13 protein-coding genes are annotated in these 16,610 nt (G+C 72.4%); 6 read left to right on the forward strand and 7 right to left on the reverse strand.

Going from position 1 to position 16,610, the window contains the following annotated elements; translation table 11 throughout:
* Nucleotides 1–28: 28 nt before the first annotated feature.
* Both EZM51_RS04135 and EZM51_RS04140 read left to right on the forward strand, forming a co-directional pair.
* On the forward strand, nucleotides 29–922 hold the full coding sequence (locus EZM51_RS04135; protein ID WP_136706980.1) for an alpha/beta hydrolase: 894 nt from the start codon (nucleotides 29–31) through the stop codon (nucleotides 920–922).
* Nucleotides 919–2,028 carry a glycosyltransferase family 1 protein gene (locus tag EZM51_RS04140; protein ID WP_136706981.1) on the forward strand — a complete coding sequence of 370 codons (1,110 nt, stop codon included), beginning with the start codon at nucleotides 919–921 and terminating at the stop codon, nucleotides 2,026–2,028. The genes EZM51_RS04135 and EZM51_RS04140 overlap by 4 nt, the downstream gene beginning before the upstream one ends.
* Before the next feature lie 25 nt (nucleotides 2,029–2,053).
* Here the strand turns inward: EZM51_RS04140 and EZM51_RS04145 are convergent, their stop codons facing one another.
* Nucleotides 2,054–2,836: a Sir2 family NAD-dependent protein deacetylase gene (locus EZM51_RS04145; RefSeq protein ID WP_136707293.1), complete on the reverse strand. Its 783-nt coding sequence runs from the start codon at nucleotides 2,834–2,836 to the stop codon at nucleotides 2,054–2,056.
* Nucleotides 2,837–2,989: 153 nt separating this feature from the next.
* Between EZM51_RS04145 and EZM51_RS04150 the strand changes: the two genes are divergently transcribed.
* On the forward strand, nucleotides 2,990–3,811 hold the full coding sequence (locus tag EZM51_RS04150; RefSeq protein ID WP_136706982.1) for an RNA methyltransferase: 822 nt from the start codon (nucleotides 2,990–2,992) through the stop codon (nucleotides 3,809–3,811).
* Complete coding sequence (locus EZM51_RS04155) at nucleotides 3,804–5,084, forward strand: serine hydrolase (RefSeq protein ID WP_136706983.1); 1,281 nt, start codon at nucleotides 3,804–3,806, stop codon at nucleotides 5,082–5,084. Before EZM51_RS04150 ends, EZM51_RS04155 begins: the two co-directional genes overlap by 8 nt.
* Here EZM51_RS04155 and EZM51_RS04160 read toward each other — a convergent pair.
* On the reverse strand, nucleotides 5,066–5,848 hold the full coding sequence (locus EZM51_RS04160; protein ID WP_136706984.1) for an SGNH/GDSL hydrolase family protein: 783 nt from the start codon (nucleotides 5,846–5,848) through the stop codon (nucleotides 5,066–5,068). The genes EZM51_RS04155 and EZM51_RS04160 overlap by 19 nt on opposite strands.
* Before the next feature lie 64 nt (nucleotides 5,849–5,912).
* Between EZM51_RS04160 and EZM51_RS04165 the strand changes: the two genes are divergently transcribed.
* Nucleotides 5,913–7,709 (forward strand): DEAD/DEAH box helicase, encoded by a 1,797-nt coding sequence (locus EZM51_RS04165; RefSeq protein WP_248305456.1) that lies wholly within the window; start codon nucleotides 5,913–5,915, stop codon nucleotides 7,707–7,709.
* Between the two features lie 9 nt (nucleotides 7,710–7,718).
* On the opposite strand, the gene EZM51_RS04170 is transcribed toward EZM51_RS04165, so the two are convergent.
* On the reverse strand, nucleotides 7,719–8,939 hold the full coding sequence (locus EZM51_RS04170; protein ID WP_136706986.1) for an aminotransferase class I/II-fold pyridoxal phosphate-dependent enzyme: 1,221 nt from the start codon (nucleotides 8,937–8,939) through the stop codon (nucleotides 7,719–7,721).
* Nucleotides 8,940–9,052: 113 nt separating this feature from the next.
* Here EZM51_RS04170 and EZM51_RS04175 point away from each other — a divergent pair, with 113 nt between their 5' ends.
* Nucleotides 9,053–9,529: an Lrp/AsnC family transcriptional regulator gene (locus EZM51_RS04175; RefSeq protein ID WP_136706987.1), complete on the forward strand. Its 477-nt coding sequence runs from the start codon at nucleotides 9,053–9,055 to the stop codon at nucleotides 9,527–9,529.
* Nucleotides 9,530–9,571: 42 nt separating this feature from the next.
* On the opposite strand, the gene EZM51_RS04180 is transcribed toward EZM51_RS04175, so the two are convergent.
* The 4 genes from EZM51_RS04180 to EZM51_RS04195 all read right to left on the reverse strand — a co-directional run bounded on the left by EZM51_RS04180 (nucleotide 9,572) and on the right by EZM51_RS04195 (nucleotide 16,573).
* Entirely contained in the window at nucleotides 9,572–10,663 is a 1,092-nt protein-coding gene (locus EZM51_RS04180; RefSeq protein ID WP_136706988.1) for a VIT1/CCC1 family protein, read from the reverse strand.
* Between the two features lie 171 nt (nucleotides 10,664–10,834).
* The gene (locus EZM51_RS04185) at nucleotides 10,835–11,698 is read right to left on the reverse strand and encodes a DUF3097 domain-containing protein (RefSeq protein ID WP_248305457.1); all 864 of its coding nucleotides are present in this window, start codon (nucleotides 11,696–11,698) and stop codon (nucleotides 10,835–10,837) included.
* Between the two features lie 49 nt (nucleotides 11,699–11,747).
* Nucleotides 11,748–12,941, reverse strand: coding sequence for an MFS transporter (locus tag EZM51_RS04190; protein WP_136706989.1), 1,194 nt, complete (start codon nucleotides 12,939–12,941; stop codon nucleotides 11,748–11,750).
* Between the two features lie 158 nt (nucleotides 12,942–13,099).
* On the reverse strand, nucleotides 13,100–16,573 hold the full coding sequence (locus EZM51_RS04195; RefSeq protein WP_136706990.1) for an error-prone DNA polymerase: 3,474 nt from the start codon (nucleotides 16,571–16,573) through the stop codon (nucleotides 13,100–13,102).
* Nucleotides 16,574–16,610 lie beyond the last annotated feature (37 nt).

Genomic DNA, 16,610 nt, shown 5'->3' on the forward strand with positions numbered 1-16,610 from the left:
GCAGGGGGCGCGCCGTAGAATGGCGGGGATGATCGCCTCCCCGTACGCCGAGCAGCTCGCTCGCATCCCCGTGCGCGGGCATCGCGTGGACGTCGACGGCACCGAGACGGCGTGGTGGGAGTACGGAGCGGCGGATGCCCCGGTGCTCGTGCTCGTGCACGGCTTCCGCGGCGACCACCACGGCCTCGAGCCCGTCGTCGCCCAGCTGCCCGGTTTCCGCATCGTCTCGCCCGACCTTCCCGGCTTCGGGGAGTCGGCGACGTTCGCCGGCCGCCCCCACGACATCGAGGCCTACGCCGACTGGCTCGCGGCCTTCATCGACACCGTCGGCATCACGGGTTCCTATGTGCTGCTCGGCCATTCGTTCGGCTCGATCGTCGCGGCCGCCGCCGTCGCGCGCGGCCTCGCACCCGAGCGGCTCGTGCTCGTGAACCCCATCGGCGCGCCCGCCCTCGAGGGCCCCCGCGCGGTGATGACGCGGCTCGCGGTGCTGTACTACCGCACCGCGGCGGCGCTCCCCGAGCGGGCCGGATTCGCGCTGCTGCGCAACGGCGCGATCGTGCGGGTCATGAGCGTCACCATGGCGAAGACGAGGTCGAAGACGCTGCGCCGCTGGATCCACGACCAGCACGACCGCTACTTCTCGGCGTTCGGCGACCGCGATGCGGTGCTCGAGGCGTTCCGGGCCTCGGTGGGCCATGACGTCAGCGAGTTCGCCCGCGACATCCAGGTGCCCACCCTGCTCGTCGCCGCCGAGCGCGACGACGTCACGCCCATCGAGGCGCAGCGCCGCCTCGTCACCCTGTTCCCCGACGCGACGCTCGAGGTCATCCCCGAGGTCGGGCACCTGATCCACTACGAGACTCCGGGCGACGCGGCGACGCGGACCCTGCGGTTCCTGCGCTCCGGAGCGCGGGCGTGAGGATCGTCGTCGACTGCCGGTACGTCCGCATCGGACACCACGACGGCATCAGCCGGTTCACGGCGGGCATCGTCACCGAGCTCGGCAAGCGGCATCCGCTGACCATGCTCATCAGCGATCACCGCCAGCTCGAGATGCTCCCGGCGCTGCCCTGGCAGCTCGTGAGCTCGCCCACGAGCGTCCGCGAGCCGCTCGTGGCGCTGCAGGTCAGGAAGCTCCGCCCCGACCTCGTCTTCACGCCCATGCAGACCATGGGTTCGTGGGGCCGCGACTACAAGCTGCTGCTCACCGTGCACGACCTCATCTACTACGAGAACCGCACGCCGCCGCGCGACCTGCCGGCGCCCGTGCGACTGCTCTGGCGCCTGTACCACCTGGCCTGGTGGCCGCAGCGGATGCTCCTGAATCGCGCCGACGCCGTCGTCACCGTGTCCGAGACCACGGCGGCCCTCATCCGCGACCATCACCTTACCGAGCGGCCGGTCACCGTGGTCCCGAATGCGGCCGACGACCTGGGTGCGCCGGCGCTGCCGCGCGTGCGACCCGCGGGCAAGCGGCTCGTGTACATGGGCTCCTACATGCCGTACAAGAACGTCGACACGCTCGTGCTGGCCGTCGCAGCCCTTCCCGACCACGAGCTGCACCTGCTGAGCCGCATCAGCCCAGACGAGCGCACCCGGCTCACGCGGCTCGCCCCGCAGGCGCGGCTCGTCTTCCACGACGGGGTGACGGATGCCGCGTACGCCGAGCTGCTCGCGGGTGCGACCGCCCTCGTGCACGCGTCCCGTGCCGAGGGGTTCGGCATCCCGCTCGTCGAGGCCATGCGGCTCGGCACCCCCGTGGTGGTCAGCGACATCCCGATCTTCCGCGAGATCGGCGGCGACGCAGCGCTGTACTTCGACCCGGCCAGCCCCGAGTCGCTCGTCGGCGCGCTGTGGGCGCTCGAGCGCGACGGGGAGTGGGAGCGGCGCTCCGCGGCATCCGTCGAGGTGGCGGCCCGCTACGACTGGGCGACCTCGGCCGAGAAGCTGCTCGAGCTCATGCGGCGTACCGTGGGCCCCGGCGGCCGTCGTCGTCGTGGACGCCGAGGCCGGCTTCGCGCCTGACGGCGGCGCGGCTGCGCGCGGCTGCTCAGCGCAGCAGCGCGTCGGCCATGGCGGTGAGCGTCTCGCTCGTGCCGCCGTCGATCTTCACGGTCGCCCGGCCGTCGCCCTTCGTCACGCCGCGATTGACCACGATGATCGGCATGCGGCGTCGGCGGGCGAGCTCGATGAGCCGGATGCCCGAGTTCACGACGAGCGAGGAGCCCGCCACGAGCAGCGTGTCGGCACCGCGCACGAGGGAGGCGGCAGCGTGGAAGGTGTCGGTCGGCACGAACTCGCCGAAGAACACCACGTCGGGCTTCAGCACGCCGCCGCACACCGTGCACGCGGGGATCGCCATCGACTCGATGTCGTCGACCTCGACGTCGCCGTCGGGCGCCGGCCTGATCGCGGCGTGCAGGTCGACGAGCGGATTCAGGTCGGCGAGTCGATCGGCGATGGCCTGACGGGCGTAGTGCTGGCCGCAGGTGAGGCAGCGCACCCGGTCCATGCCGCCGTGCAGCTCGACGACGTGGCTGCTGCCCGCGCGACGGTGCAGGCCGTCGACGTTCTGCGTGACGATGCCGGGCACCACCCCGTGCGCCTCGAGGTCGGCGAGCGCCCGGTGTCCGGAGTTGGGCGCGGCGGCCGCGAACGTGCGCCAGCCGAGGTGGCTGCCCGCCCAGTACCGCTTGCGCGCCGTCTCGGAGGCGAGGAAGGTCTGGAACGTCATGGGCGTGCGAACGGGCGCACCCTCGCCGCGGTAATCGGGGATGCCGGAGTCGGTCGAGACGCCGGCACCGGTGAGCACGGCGACGTTCGCGCCGCGCATGAGTGAGACCGCCTCGTCGAGCAGTTCGTCGGTCAGCGGCGGAGCGTCCAGGCCTGTTGCCACGTGGATTCCCTTCGGCAGTGTCCCTCAGTGTAAACGCGTCGGTTTACCGGATTGTTTCGTGGGACTGGCAGGCTGGTGGGGAGGAGACCCATGCACATCGAACGAGTCCGCGACGCGGCATCCGACGAGGTGGCCGATTACGCCCGGCTCACCGACGTCTCCCTTCGCAGCGCGCACGAGCCGGCCGCAGGCCTGTACATCGCCGAATCCGCGAAGGTCATCCGCCGGGCCATCCGCGCCGGTCACCGCCCGCGCTCGGTGCTCATGGAGGAGAAGTGGCTCGAGCCGCTCGAGCCCGACCTCGCGCCGTTCGACGTCCCTGTGCACCTCGCCGACCCCGACCAGCTCGAGGCGATCACCGGCTACCGCGTGCACCGGGGCGCCCTCGCGGCCTTCGAACGGCCCGTGCTGCCCGACCCGGCCGCGCTCCTCGCGGGCGCCCGGCGGGTCGTGGTACTCGAGGACATCGTCGACCACACGAACGTGGGTGCGATCTTCCGCAGCGTCGCCGCGCTCGGCGCCGACGCCGTGCTCGTCAGCCCGCGGTGCGCGGACCCGCTCTACCGGCGCAGCGTACGGGTCAGCATGGGCACCGTGTTCCAGGTCCCGTGGACCCGCCTGCCCGAGTGGCCGGAGGCGGCGCGGATGCTGCACGCCCACGATTTCTCCGTCGCAGCCCTCGCCCTCGCCGATGACGCCGTGTCGCTGCGCGACCTCGCCGCCGACCCGCCCGAGCGGCTCGCCCTCGTGTTCGGGGCCGAGGGCGACGGGCTCAGCCGCATGGCGCTCGCCGCCGCCGATCGGGTCGTCACCATCCCCATGTCGCACGGCGTCGACTCGCTGAACGTCGCGGCGGCCGCCGCGGTGGTGCTCTACGCCCTCGCCGTCGACGAGGAGGCCGCGCATGCCTGACCGCGATCCGCGCGCCGATCGCGCCAGGGTGTACCGACGTCGTCGGATCGTCGTGTTCGGCGCGCTCGCACTCGTGCTCGCGCTCACCACGAGCGGGGTCGTCTACACGGCCAACGCGCTCGGCGCACCCGTGCCGGCGGCGACTCCCGTCGTGACCGATCCCGAGCCGGTCGCGGCGGCGCCGCAGCAGCTGAGCCTGCCGGGCTTCGGCAGCTACGCGGTCGGTGCCGTCGGGTTCGACGGGCTCCTCGTCGCGGGCGACGAGACGGCACCCGTGCCGATGGCGAGCATCGCGAAGATCGTCACGACGCTCGTGCTCCTCGAGGCGCACCCGATCGCGCCCGGCGAGGGCGGACCCGAGATCACCTACACCGACGAGGACGTGGACATCTACTGGGACATGGTCGCCCAGAACGGCTCTGTCGCCCCCGTCGTGCCCGGCGCGACGCTGACCCTCCGCGAGAGCCTCGAGGCGATGCTGCTGCCCTCGGGCAACAACTACGCCATCTCGCTCGCGAACTGGGGCTTCGGTTCGGTCGATGCACTCGTCGAGCGTGCGAACGCCTGGCTCGCCGAGCACGGCCTCGTGAATACGCACTTGGCCGACACGAGCGGCCTGTCGCTCGACAACGTGTCGACCGCGGCCGACCTCGTGCGGCTCGGCGAGATCGCCCTCACGGACCCGGTGCTCGCCGAGATCGTGGCGACGCCCGCGGTCGACATCCCCGAGCTCGGCGCGCTGAAGAACTCGAACAAGCTCCTCGGCACGCGCGGCGTCGACGGGATCAAGACGGGAACGACGGATGACGCGGCGAACCTGCTCTTCTCGGCCGACGTGCCCGTCGGCTCCACGTCGGTGACGATCGTGGGCGTGCTCCTCGGCGGCGAGACGCACGCCGTGCTGAACGAGGCCATCGCGGCCCTTCTCGACTCGATCGCTCCGGGGTTCCACGAGGTCGCGCCGCTCGAGGCCAACCAGTCCCTCGCCGAATACGCCACGCCGTGGGGCGACACCGCCCGCGCGCGCACGACGTCCGGGGCATCCGTCGTCGTCTGGAGCGACACCCCGGTCGACGTGGAGGTGCGCGCCGAACCGGTGACGTTGGCGTCGCGCGGCACCGAGGTGGGCGCCGCCGTGGTGCGCGCCGGCGCCCAGGAGATCACCGTGCCGCTGGTGCTCGACGCGACTCTCGACGATCCCGGCACCTGGTGGCGGCTCGCCAACCCGGGCGCGCTCGACGCGGCCCGAGGCGCTCAGTCGGGCAACGAGTAGGGGCCGGCCTCGGGTCGTTTCGCCGAGACGAAGTCGCCCGACGACTGGTGGCGGATGCGTCGCAGCACCCACGGCACGAGGTGTTCGCGCGCCCACGAGAGGTCTTCGACGCGGGCCTGGCGCCAGGTGCCCGTGGGCAGCGGCTCGGGCTTCATGGGTTCGAGGTCGTTCTCGACGTTGAGGGCTGCGAGCACCATGCGGGCGACCGTGTGGTGGCCGAGCGCGTTCAGGTGCAGCCGGTCGGGCGCCCACATGCGCCGGTCCTGGACCTCGGTGAGCGCCCATTGGTCGGCCACGATGCAGTCGTACTTCGCCGCGACCCGGCGCAGGTTCTCGTTGTAGATCGCGACCTTGCCACGGATGCCGCGGAACACGGGGGAGAAGCCCACGTCGACGCCCGTGAACAGCACGATCGTCGCATGATCGCGGGAGAGTCGCTCGATGGCGTATTCGAAGCGCGCCGCGATCTCGTCGGGGTCCGTGCGGGGACGGATGACGTCGTTGCCGCCCGCGGAGATCGTGATGAGGTCGGGGTGCAGCTCGAGGGCCGGTTCGATCTGCTCGTCGATGATCTGCTGGATCAGGCGGCCGCGGATGGCGAGGTTCGCGTACGCGAAATCCTCGGCGCTCTGCGAGAGCACCTCGGCGACGCGGTCGGCCCAGCCGCGGTGGCCGCCGGGAACGCCGGGCTCGGGGTCGCCGATGCCTTCGGTGAACGAGTCGCCGATGGCGACATAGCGCGACCATGGGTGCTGTAAGACCATGGGTTCCATTGTGCCGGGTCCGCCGGTTCGGGGATGTCGGGCGCCTCCGCTACGCTCGGATCCAGTGAGCACAGCGACCCCCTCCGGCCATCTGCCGGGCACGTCGGCCGCCGAGCACCTCCCGCCCTCGTTCCCCGCGCGCGCCCCGTGGGGAACGGCGAACAAGCTCCGTGCGTGGCAGGCCGAAGCCCTCGAACAGTATCTCGCCGAGATGCCCCGCGACTTCCTCGCGGCGGCCACGCCCGGCGCCGGCAAGACGACCTTCGCGCTGCGACTGGCCGCCGAGCTCCGGGCGCGGCACGTCATCGACCGCATCACGGTGGTCGCCCCCACCGATCACCTGAAACGGCAGTGGGCGGATGCCGCGGCGCGGGCCGGCATCCGGCTCGACCCCGGGTTCCGCAACGCGCACGGGCAGACGGCACGGCACTTCCACGGCGTCGCGGTCACCTACGCCCAGGTCGCCATGCGCCCGGCGCTGCACCGGGAGCTCACGCTCTCAGGACGCACGCTCGTCATCCTCGACGAGGTGCACCACGGCGGCGACACGCTGTCGTGGGGCGATGCGATCCGCGAGGCGTTCGACCCGGCGGCCAAGCGGCTCTCGCTCACGGGCACGCCCTTCCGTTCCGACACCGCGCCCATCCCGTTCGTGCGCTACGAGCCCGACGCGCAGGGCGTCCGGCTCTCGAAGACCGACTACGACTACGGCTACGGTCGTGCACTGGCCGACGGCGTCGTGCGTCCCGTCCTGTTCATGGTCTACGCCGGCCACATGCGCTGGCGCACGAAGGCCGGCGACGAGATGGAGGCGAAGCTCGGCGAGGACAACACGAAGGACATCACGTCGTCGGCGTGGCGCACCGCGCTCGAGCCCACCGGCGAGTGGATCCCCGCCGTGCTGGCCTCCGCCGACCGCCGCCTCACCGAGGTGCGGCACGGCATCCCCGACGCGGGCGGCCTCGTCATCGCGACCGACCAGTCGATGGCGCGCGCGTACGCGCAGATCCTCGAGGGCATCTGCCGCGAACCCGTGACGGTCGTGCTCTCCGACGAGAAGGAGGCGAGCGCGCGCATCGAGGAGTTCTCGAAGAACTCCCGGCGGTGGATGGTCGCCGTTCGCATGGTGTCCGAGGGCGTGGACGTGCCGAGGCTCGCCGTCGGCGTGTACGCCACGAGCGCGTCCACGCCGCTGTTCTTCGCGCAGGCGATCGGCCGGTTCGTGCGGGCGCGTCGGCGTGGCGAGACCGCGTCGGTGTTCCTCCCCAACGTGCCGACCCTCATGAATCTCGCGGCACAGCTCGAACTCGAGCGCGACCACGCGCTCGATCGGCGCAGCGGCGACGCCGACGACGACGGGCTCGACGACAGCCTCCTCGAGTCCGCGAACCGTGAGGAGCGGGCCAGCGAGGAGGCGGGCCTCGGCACCTGGGAGGCCATCGGGTCGGATGCCTCGTTCGATCGCGTGCTGTACGACGGCACCGAGTTCGGCACGCTCGCCGAACCCGGCAGCGACGAGGAGTACGACTTCATCGGCATCCCGGGCATCCTCGAGCCCGAGCAGGTCTCCGAACTGCTTCGCCATCGCCAGGCCCGGCAGGCTCGCCGCGCGGGGGACCGGCGGAAGCAGGCCCTCGAGGAGGAACGACCCGAGCCCGTCGCCCTCTACCGCACGTTGAAGGAGCAACGCTCGCTGCTCAACAGCCTCGTGGGGCTGTGGGCCCGGCACACGGGCGAGCCGCACTCGCAGGTGCACGCCGAGCTGCGCCGGGTCTGCGGGGGGCCTGCGGTCGCCCAGGCGACGGTCACCCAGCTGCAGTCGCGCATCGAACTCCTGCGCAGGCGGCTCGGCAGTCGCTGAGCGGCCGCCTCAGGCGGCGTCGGCCCCGCGTTCGCGGTCGACGCCGCCGACCTGTGCGGCAGCATCGAGGGCCGCAACGAGGTCGGCCGCGAGGTCATCCACATGCTCGAGGCCGATCGAGATGCGCACCACGCCCGCTCCCGGCTTCGCATCGCCGGCGACCGGGCGATGGGTGAGCGAAGCCGGATGCTGCACCAGGGAGTCGACGCCGCCGAGGGAGACGGCGTGCGTCACGAGTTCGCACGATTCGGTGAAGCGGGCGGCGGCGGCGAATCCGCCGACGATTTCGAGCGCGATGATCGAGCCCGGCCCGTCGAGTTGGGTGCCGAGGAGCCCCGCCGGGTCCTGGCCGGGGAGGCCGGGGTAGTGCACACGTGCGACGGCGGGGTGGCCGGCCAGCCGTTCGGCGAGCACGCGCGCGGTCTGCTGCTGGGCGCGAACGCGCACCGGTAGCGTACGGAGTCCCCGGTGCAGCAGGTACGCGGCCATCGGATGCAGCAGGCCACCGGTGAGGGCGCGCACGCGCCGGAGCCGCTCCACCCATTCGCGGTCGCCCGCCACGATGCCGCCCATCACGTCGCCGTGACCGCCGAGGTACTTCGTCGCGCTGTGCAGCACGAGGGTGGCGCCGTGCTGCACCGGACGTTGCAGCACCGGGGTCGCGAAGGTGTTGTCGACGAGCAGCGGCACATCGCCCGCGGCGACGGCGACGCGACGAAGGTCGACGAGCTCCAGCGTCGGGTTGGCCGGCGTCTCGACGATGACGAGTCCGGTGTCGGCCTCGATGGCGCCGGCGATGCCGTCGGCGTCGGTCCAGGTCACCCGCGTGCCGAGCAGGCCCGACTCGAGCACGTGGTCGCTGCCGCCGTAGAGCGGACGCACGGCGACGACATGAGGCCGTCCTGCCGTGACCGTCGCGATGAGCGTGGCCGTCAGCGCCGCCATGCCGCTGGCGAACGCGACGGCCCCCTCGGTGCCCTCCAGGCCCGCGAGCGACTCCTCGAACCGTGCGACACCGGGTTGCCACAGCCGCTGGTAGACGGCGGAGCGCCCCTCGCCCAGGTCGTGACCCGCGGCGAGCTCCTCGTAGGAGAGGCCCCCGGTCTCGACCGACTCCAGCGGGTTGGTGGTCGAGAGGTCGATGGCGGGCACATGGGATCCGCTCGCTCGGACCCCGCTCATGCCGCCGTGGACGGCGCGGGTCTCGAACTGCGACGACGATGTCTGCATGCCTCGAATGAAGCAGAATGCGCAGAGAATCGCAAACTGATCGAAGAATCAGTATAATCGAGGTAGAATCTCGAAGGTTCTGCAAATCAAACGCGGATGCTGGAGGCCTGCTGATGGCGCAACGACCCGAACTCGACCGCGTCGACCGAGCCCTCCTGCAGGCCCTCTCGACGAACGCCCGCGCGTCGGGCGCCGCCCTCGCCGCCGAGGTCGGCGTCGCCGAGTCCACCGTATCCCTCCGGCTCCGGCGGTTGCAGAGCCTCGGCACCATCCGCGGCTACCGCGTCGACGTCGACCTCGCCGCGCTGGGGGTGTCGTTGCAGGCGCTGATCGCGGTGCGACTCGTGAAGCACGATCGCGCCGAGATCGACGCGTTCCGCGCCCAGGTGCCGCACCTGCCCGGCGTGCTCGGCGTCTTCCACATGGCCGGCGCCGATGACTACCTCATCCACGTCGCCGCGCGCGATGCCGAAGAGCTCCGCGAGTTCGTGGTCGCGTACCTCACGGGGCATCCGGCGGTCGCGCACACCGAGACCAACCTCATCTTCGAGCACGTCGACGGCGACGGCTGGAACAAGCTCGTCGGCTGAGCGCCCGCTCGGCGCGGGCGCCCGCACGGCGGCGAGCGCCGCTCACGCCAGCGTCGTGCCGAACGCCAGGCCGAGCAGGTACGTGACGGCAGCCGCGCCGAGTCCGATGCCGAGCTGCCGCAGCGCCCGCTTCAGCGGCGAGGCCCCCGACAGCAGCCCGACGATCGCGCCCGTCGCGAGCAGGGCGATCCCCACCAGCACGGTGGCGGTGACGACGGCCGCCGTGCCGCTCAGGCCGACGAGCCACGGCAGCACCGGGATCAGCGCCCCCGACGCGAAGAAGGCGAAGCTCGACACGGCCGCCGACAGGCCCGTGCCGACCGCATCGTCGTCCTGCGGCGTCAGGGCGAGCGCATCGGCCGGCGCGTGCCGACCGGCGGCCTGCACCCGCGCCACGACGAGGGCGGCATGCTCGCGCGCCTCGTCCACCCCCATGCCACGCGCACGGTAGACGAGTGCGAGCTCGTTGGCGTCGATGTCGAGGTCGACGAGCGCCTCCTTCGCGGTCGGGTCGGGAGCGGATGCCTCGAGCAGCTCGCGTTGCGAGCGCACCGACACGTACTCGCCGGCGCCCATCGACAGCGCCCCCGCGAGGAGGCCGGCGATGCCGGTGAAGAGCACGACGGGCGCCGGAACCCCGGTCGCCCCGATGCCGAGCACGAGGGCGAGGTTCGAGACGAGGCCGTCGTTCGCGCCGAAGACCGCCGCGCGGAAGGTGCCGGCGAGTCGTCGCCTCCCGCGAGCCGCGAGTCCACGCACCACCTCGCCGTGGATGCGCTCGTCGGCGGCCATCGCCGCGGTCGCATCGGGGTCGCCGGCATACGGCGAGCGAGCCTCGGCACGCTGTGCGAGGGCGAGCACGAAGATCGAGCCGAAGCGGCGCGCGAGCGCACCCAGCAGGCGCGTGCGCAGGTCGGCGCGGCGCACTCCCACCTCATCGCCGCCGAGGAGTGCGAGCCAGTGCGCCTCGTGCCGGCCCTCGGCGGCGGCCAGCGCGAGGAGGATCTCCCGCTCCTCGCCCTCTCGGCTGGCGGCGAGCTCGCGATAGACCGCGGCCTCGGCCCGCTCGTCGGCGAGGTATCGGCGCCATTTGGCCCGGTCGGCCGCGGTTCCCGGCCGCTGTTCGTCGTTCATCTCGCCCCACATCTCGACGGGAGCCGGACGCCCGCATGTTCGCTCCCGCTCCGTCACGTCGTGGCCGCCGCGGCGGCCGACAGCAACCATATCGGCGCCCCACGCGACATCCGGCCGGTGCATCGGGATTGGCAGCATTTCGGAGCGCCGAAGCGCCCGCGACTCAGCGCCCTACTGGGCGGTGACGAAGTCGATGAGCTCCTCGACGCGGCCCAGCAGGGCGGGCTCGAGGTCGCCGTAGCCCCGGACCCGGCCGAGGATGTGCTGCCACGCCCGCGCGATGTCGGCCTGCTCGGCGTGCGGCCAGCCGAACGCCTCGCACACGCCGTGCTTCCACTCGGTGCCGCGCGGGATCACGGGCCAGGAGTCGCGACCGAGGCGGGCGGGCTTCACCGCCTGCCAGATGTCGACGAACGGATGTCCCACCACGAGCACGTGCGCGCCGTGCGGCCCACTGGCGACCGCGTCGGCGATGCGCTGCTCCTTCGAGCCCGGCACGAGGTGATCGACGAGGATGCCCGCGCGCCGGCCGGGGCCCGGGCGGAACTCGTCGAGCTGCGCCTCGAGCACGTCGACGCCTTCGAGGTATTCGACGACCACGCCCTCGATCCGAAGGTCGGTGCCCCAGACCTTCTCGACGAGCTCGGCGTCGTGCCGGCCCTCGACGAAGATGCGGCTCGGCAGTGCCACACGGGCCGGCGCGGCGTCGACGGCGAAGGACCCCGACGCCGTGCGGGTCCGGCCCGCGGGCGCCTTGGGAGCGGGACGCACGAGCTCGACGGCCTCGCCGTCGACGAGAAAGCCGTGTCCGAGGGGGAAGAGCCGCGTTCGTCCGAACCGGTCCTCGAGCACCACGTGCTGCTTGTCGAGGCCGACGACGGCGCCGACGTACCCGTCGCCGGCGAGCTCGACGACGAGGTCGCGTGCGGCCTCGACCTTCGGAATCGTGCGTCGTCCGCGTGCCCGCCAGTCGCCGGCGAGCACGTCGCCGCCGTAGCGATCGGGCCCGTTGGAGTCGTGAGTCGTGATCGGCACCGGACGAGGGTATCGGATGCCAGTCCCGCGGACGGTGCGACACGGCCGTTCATGCCGGCGCCGGCGCGCGTCGCATGAGACCGACCGTCCAGAGCGCCCCGACGAGGGCGATCGCTGCGGCCAGGGCGAACGCCCACGGGATGCCGTACGGCGCGGCCACGAACCCGAGGAGGATGGGACCGACTCCCAGCCCGAGGTCGAGCGCGGCGCTCGCGGTTCCCGACGCGATCCCGCGTTCGGAGGGCGAGGCGGTGGCGAAGACCGCGGAGAAGAAGGCCGGCGTACTGAATGTGATGCCGACCGCCATGAGGGCGATCCCGGTGAAGAAGCCCCACGGCGAGGCCCACCCCGCTGCCACGAGGAGTCCCAGTCCGATCGCGACGAGCGACGCCGCGGCGAGCGGGAGCGACGGAAGGCGATCGGGCACCCGGGCGAACGCGATCCGGCAGAACACGACGATCGCGCCGTAGGCGAAGAGGGCGAGGCTCGGGTTCGGGATCCCGACCCGGGTGGCGTGGAGCGAGGCGAACGCCATGAATCCGCCGACCGCGGCGAGTGAGGCGAGGAAGCCGATCGAGATGGGGATCGCCGGCCGGTGGATGAGCCGCCGGGGACCGTCGGGTCGGGGCCCGGTGCTGCGGGTCTCGCCGACGACGGTCGCCAGGCCGGCCGCGAACAGCGCGAGGGCTGCCGCACCGAGCCAGGTCGCGACGTGTCCGCCGTTCGCGAGCAGGAACTCGCCCAGCGGCGGACCGAGTGCGATGCCGAGATAGAGGCCGAGGGAGTTGTACGACAGCGCCTCGCCCATGCGCTGCGCCGGGGCGATGTCCGCGAGCGCGGCGAAGCCCGCCACGAAGAACGCCGCCTCTGCGACACCGGCGACGAGGCGCAGTGCGATGACCACGACGAGATCGCTCGCCGCCGCGGTGAGCGCCAGGCACGACGCGGCGAGCAGGGCGCCGCCCACGAGCAGCGGGCGCCGACCGATCCGATCCGACAATCTGCCGGCGAACGGCCGCAGCACGAGCGCGGATACCGCGAACGCGCCGAACGCGATGCCCGCCGCGGCCTCGTCAAGGCCCAGCGGTCCGGTCACGAAGAGCGGCAGGGCGAAGATCGCCGTGCCGACGGCGGTGAAGTACGCGAGTTCCGCGACGGAGAGCGAAATGAACGCGCGCGTGAACAGGCGCTCGGCGGAAGGCGGCGTCGAATCGTCATGCCCGGTTGAACGAGCCCGATCCATGCGCTCATGCTATGCCCGCGCCCTCGTCGTTCTTCAGCCTTCGCCTTCGTTCCCGCCGTCGCCTGGTTCTGCGGTCGGCCGAGCTGCTCCTGGAGGCGTGCCTGCTCATCGCGGATCCACTGCTGCTCGGCCTCGGTCGCCGCATCGGCGCCGTCGGGTCACCGGAAGTCGCGCGACCGGGAGGGTGCCGACATGACGAGCGGCTCGAACCGGTCGGCGACGAGGTTCGTGACGCCCTCGGGCGAACGCTCCAGGATGCCGCGCACGATCATCGCGGGCGCCTCGCGCGCCACCCGGCGGTACCGGGTCCACACGCCGACCCCGGCGATGACGTTGAGGGTGCCGGACTCGTCTTCGAGGTTCATGAAGGTGATGCCGCTCGCCGTGGCCGGACGCTGCCGGTGCGTGACCACGCCGCCGACCTCGACGCGTCGGCCGCTCTCCGCGTGGCGCAGCAGGTCGATGCGAACGGCGCCCCGCTCGTCGAGCCGATCCCGGATGTGCCGGATGGGGTGGTCGTCGGGAGAGATGCCAGTGGCCCACAGGTCGTAGACCACCTGCTCCGCGTCGGTGAGCATCGGCAGGAGCGGCGGTTGCACGACGACGACCGACCCGGCGAGGTACTCCTCGCGATCCTGCGCGGCCTCGCCGGCGAGCCAGAGCGCCTCGCGCCGTTGCAGGCCGAACCCCTCGAATGCGCCGGCCGCGGCGAGCGCCTCGAGTTGCTCGGCGCTCAGCGCGGCCCGGCGGGCGACGTCGGCCATGTCGCGGTACGGCCCTCGGGCGTCGCGCTCGGCGACGATGCGCTCGGCCACGGTCGTGCCGATGGAGGAGACGTCGGCGAGTCCGAGCCGCACCGCGAACGCGCCGTCGCGCCGGTGCTCGGCCGACCGGTCGGGGTCGTCGCGATGGAAGGCGCCGACGGGCGGCTGCACGGGATCGGTGCACGCGGGCATGCCGGTCGGCTCCGCCTTCGCTCCCTGAGCCTGCCGAAGGGAATCTTTCACTTCGACGGGCTCGGCGACCGTCGTCGCTTCGGCAGGCTCAGCGACCAGGGCCTCGAGGCCCGCGCTCACGCCCGACCGCAGGATGTCGGGCCGCAGCACCTCGACGCCGTGCCGGCGCGCGTCGGCCGTGAGCGTCTGCGGCGAGTAGAAGCCCATGGGTTGAGCGCGCAGCAGGGCGGCGAGGAACGCGGCGGGATAGTGCAGCTTCAGCCACGAGCTGGCGTAGACGAGGAGCCCGAAGCTCAGGGCGTGGCTCTCGGCGAAGCCGAAGTTCGCGAACGCCTCGATCTTCTCGTAGATGGAGTCGGCCACGTCGGGCTCGATGCCGTTGCGGGCCATGCCGTCGTAGAGCTTCGCGCGCAGCCGCTCGATCTTCTCGACGCCGCGCTTGGAGCCCATCGCCCGGCGCAGCAGGTCGGCGTCGGCCGCGTCGCAGTCGCCCACGGCGACCGCCATCTGCATGAGCTGCTCCTGGAAGAGCGGCACGCCGAGCGTGCGTGCGAGCACGGGTTCGAGCTTCGGATGCAGGTAGCTGACGGGCTCCTCGCCCGTGCGTCGCCGGATGTACGGATGCACCGCGCCGCCCTGCACGGGACCGGGGCGGATGAGGGCGATCTCGACGACGAGGTCGTAGAAGCAGCGCGGCTTCAGGCGGGGGAGCGTGCCCATCTGCGCGCGGCTCTCGACCTGGAACACCCCGATCGAGTCGGCGCGGCAGAGCATGTCGTAGACCGCCGCCTCCTCCTTCGGGATCGTCGCGAGCTCCCACTCCTCGCCGGTGTGCTCGCGCACGAGATCGAACGTGTACTGCAGCGCGGCGAGCATGCCGAGGCCGAGCAGGTCGAACTTCACGAGGCCCATCCACGCGCAGTCGTCCTTGTCCCACTGCAGCACCGTGCGGTTCTCCTTGCGGGCGTGCTCGATGGGGCACACCTCGCCGACGGGGCGGTCGGTGAGCACCATGCCGCCCGAGTGGATGCCGAGGTGGCGCGGGAAGGTGAGCAGCTGTTCGGCGAGCTCGACGACCGGCTCGGGGATGTCGTGGTCGTCGGTCGACACCACGGCGCCCCAGCGCTCGACCTGGCGCGACCAGGCGTCCTGCTGGCCGGTGGAGTACCCGAGCGCCTTCGCCATGTCGCGCACCGCCGCCTTCGGGCGGTAGCTGATGACGTTCGCGACCTGCGCGGCGTTCATGCGGCCGTACTTGCCGTAGACGTACTGGATGATCTCCTCGCGACGGTCGGAGTCGAAGTCCACGTCGATGTCGGGCTCCTCGTCGCGCAGCGCCGACAGGAACCGCTCGAACGGCAGGTCGAAGAAGATCGAGTCGACCGCCGTGATGTCGAGCACGTAGCAGACCGCCGAGTTCGCGGCCGACCCCCGGCCCTGGCAGAGGATGCCGCGGCTGCGTGCCTCGCGCACGAGGTCGTAGACGATGAGGAAGTACCCGGGGAAGTCCTTCTGCTCGATGACGTCGAGCTCGCGTGCGAGGCGTTCGCGCACGTGCTCGGGCAGGCCCGGGTAGCGCTTCTCGGCACCCGCCCACACGAGCTCGCGCAGCCAGCTCATGGGCGTGTGGCCGTCGGGCACCTCCTGGCGGGGCAGGCGCGGACGGGCGCTGCGCAGCCGGAAGCCGAGCTCTTCCGCGAGCGTCACCGATCGTGCGACGGCGCCCGGGTACCGCTCGAAGCGCCGCATCATCTCGGCACCGCTGCGCAGGTGCAGGCCGTCGGAGGCGGGGAGCCAGCCGTCGAGCTCGTCGAGCGAGCGCCGGGCCCGCACCGCCGCGAGCGCCGACGCGAGCCGGTGCTCGCCGGGGGTCGCGTAGTGCACGGCGTTCGTCGCGAGGAGCGGCAGGCGGGCGCGCGCGGCGAGCTCCGCGAGCGCGTCGTTCGCGTCCTGGTCGAGCGGGTGCCCGTGGTCGAAGAGCTCCACGACGACGTGGTCGCGGCCGAAGAGCGCGACGACGCGGTCGAGCTCGCGCCACGCGGCATCCGGCCCGCCCTGCGCGAGCGCCCGCCGCACCGCGCCCTTGCGGCATCCGGTGGGCACGATCCACTCGCCGGCCGCCCGTTCGGCGAGCTCCTCGAGCGAGTACACCGGCCGCCCCTTCTCGCCGCCCGCGAGCTGTCCCGCGGTGATGGCGCTCGCGAGCCGGTGGTAGCCCTCCTCGCCGTGCGCGAGCACGAGCAGGTGCTCGCCCTCGGGGTCGGCGACGCCCATCTGCGGCTCGGTGAGCCCGAGCGAGAGCTCGGCGCCGAACACCGTCTGGAGCTCGGGGAAGCTCTCGGCGGCCTCGGCGAAGCGCACGATGCCGTAGAAGCCGTCGTGGTCGGTGACGGCGAGTCCCGAGAGCCCGAGGCGGTGCGCCTCCTCGACGAGCTGCTCGGGCGTCGAGGCGCCGTCGAGGAAGCTGAACGTCGAGTGCGCGTGCAGCTCGGCATACGGCACGATGGGCCCGGCCGGCGCCTCGAGGCCGTCGGACGGGCGGTACGGATGCCGTTTCCGGCTCCACGCGGGACTGTCGCCGCCGTCGGCGATGACGGGTGGCCCGCCCGGCCGCTGCCGGTCGGAGAGCTTGCGTTCGAGCTCCGACCACGGGATGCCGGGATTGTTCCAGCCCACGTCACACCCCCGGCTCTACGGATGCCGCCATGCGATC

This window comes from Agromyces sp. H66, assembly GCF_004959775.1.
GTDB lineage: Bacteria > Actinomycetota > Actinomycetes > Actinomycetales > Microbacteriaceae > Agromyces.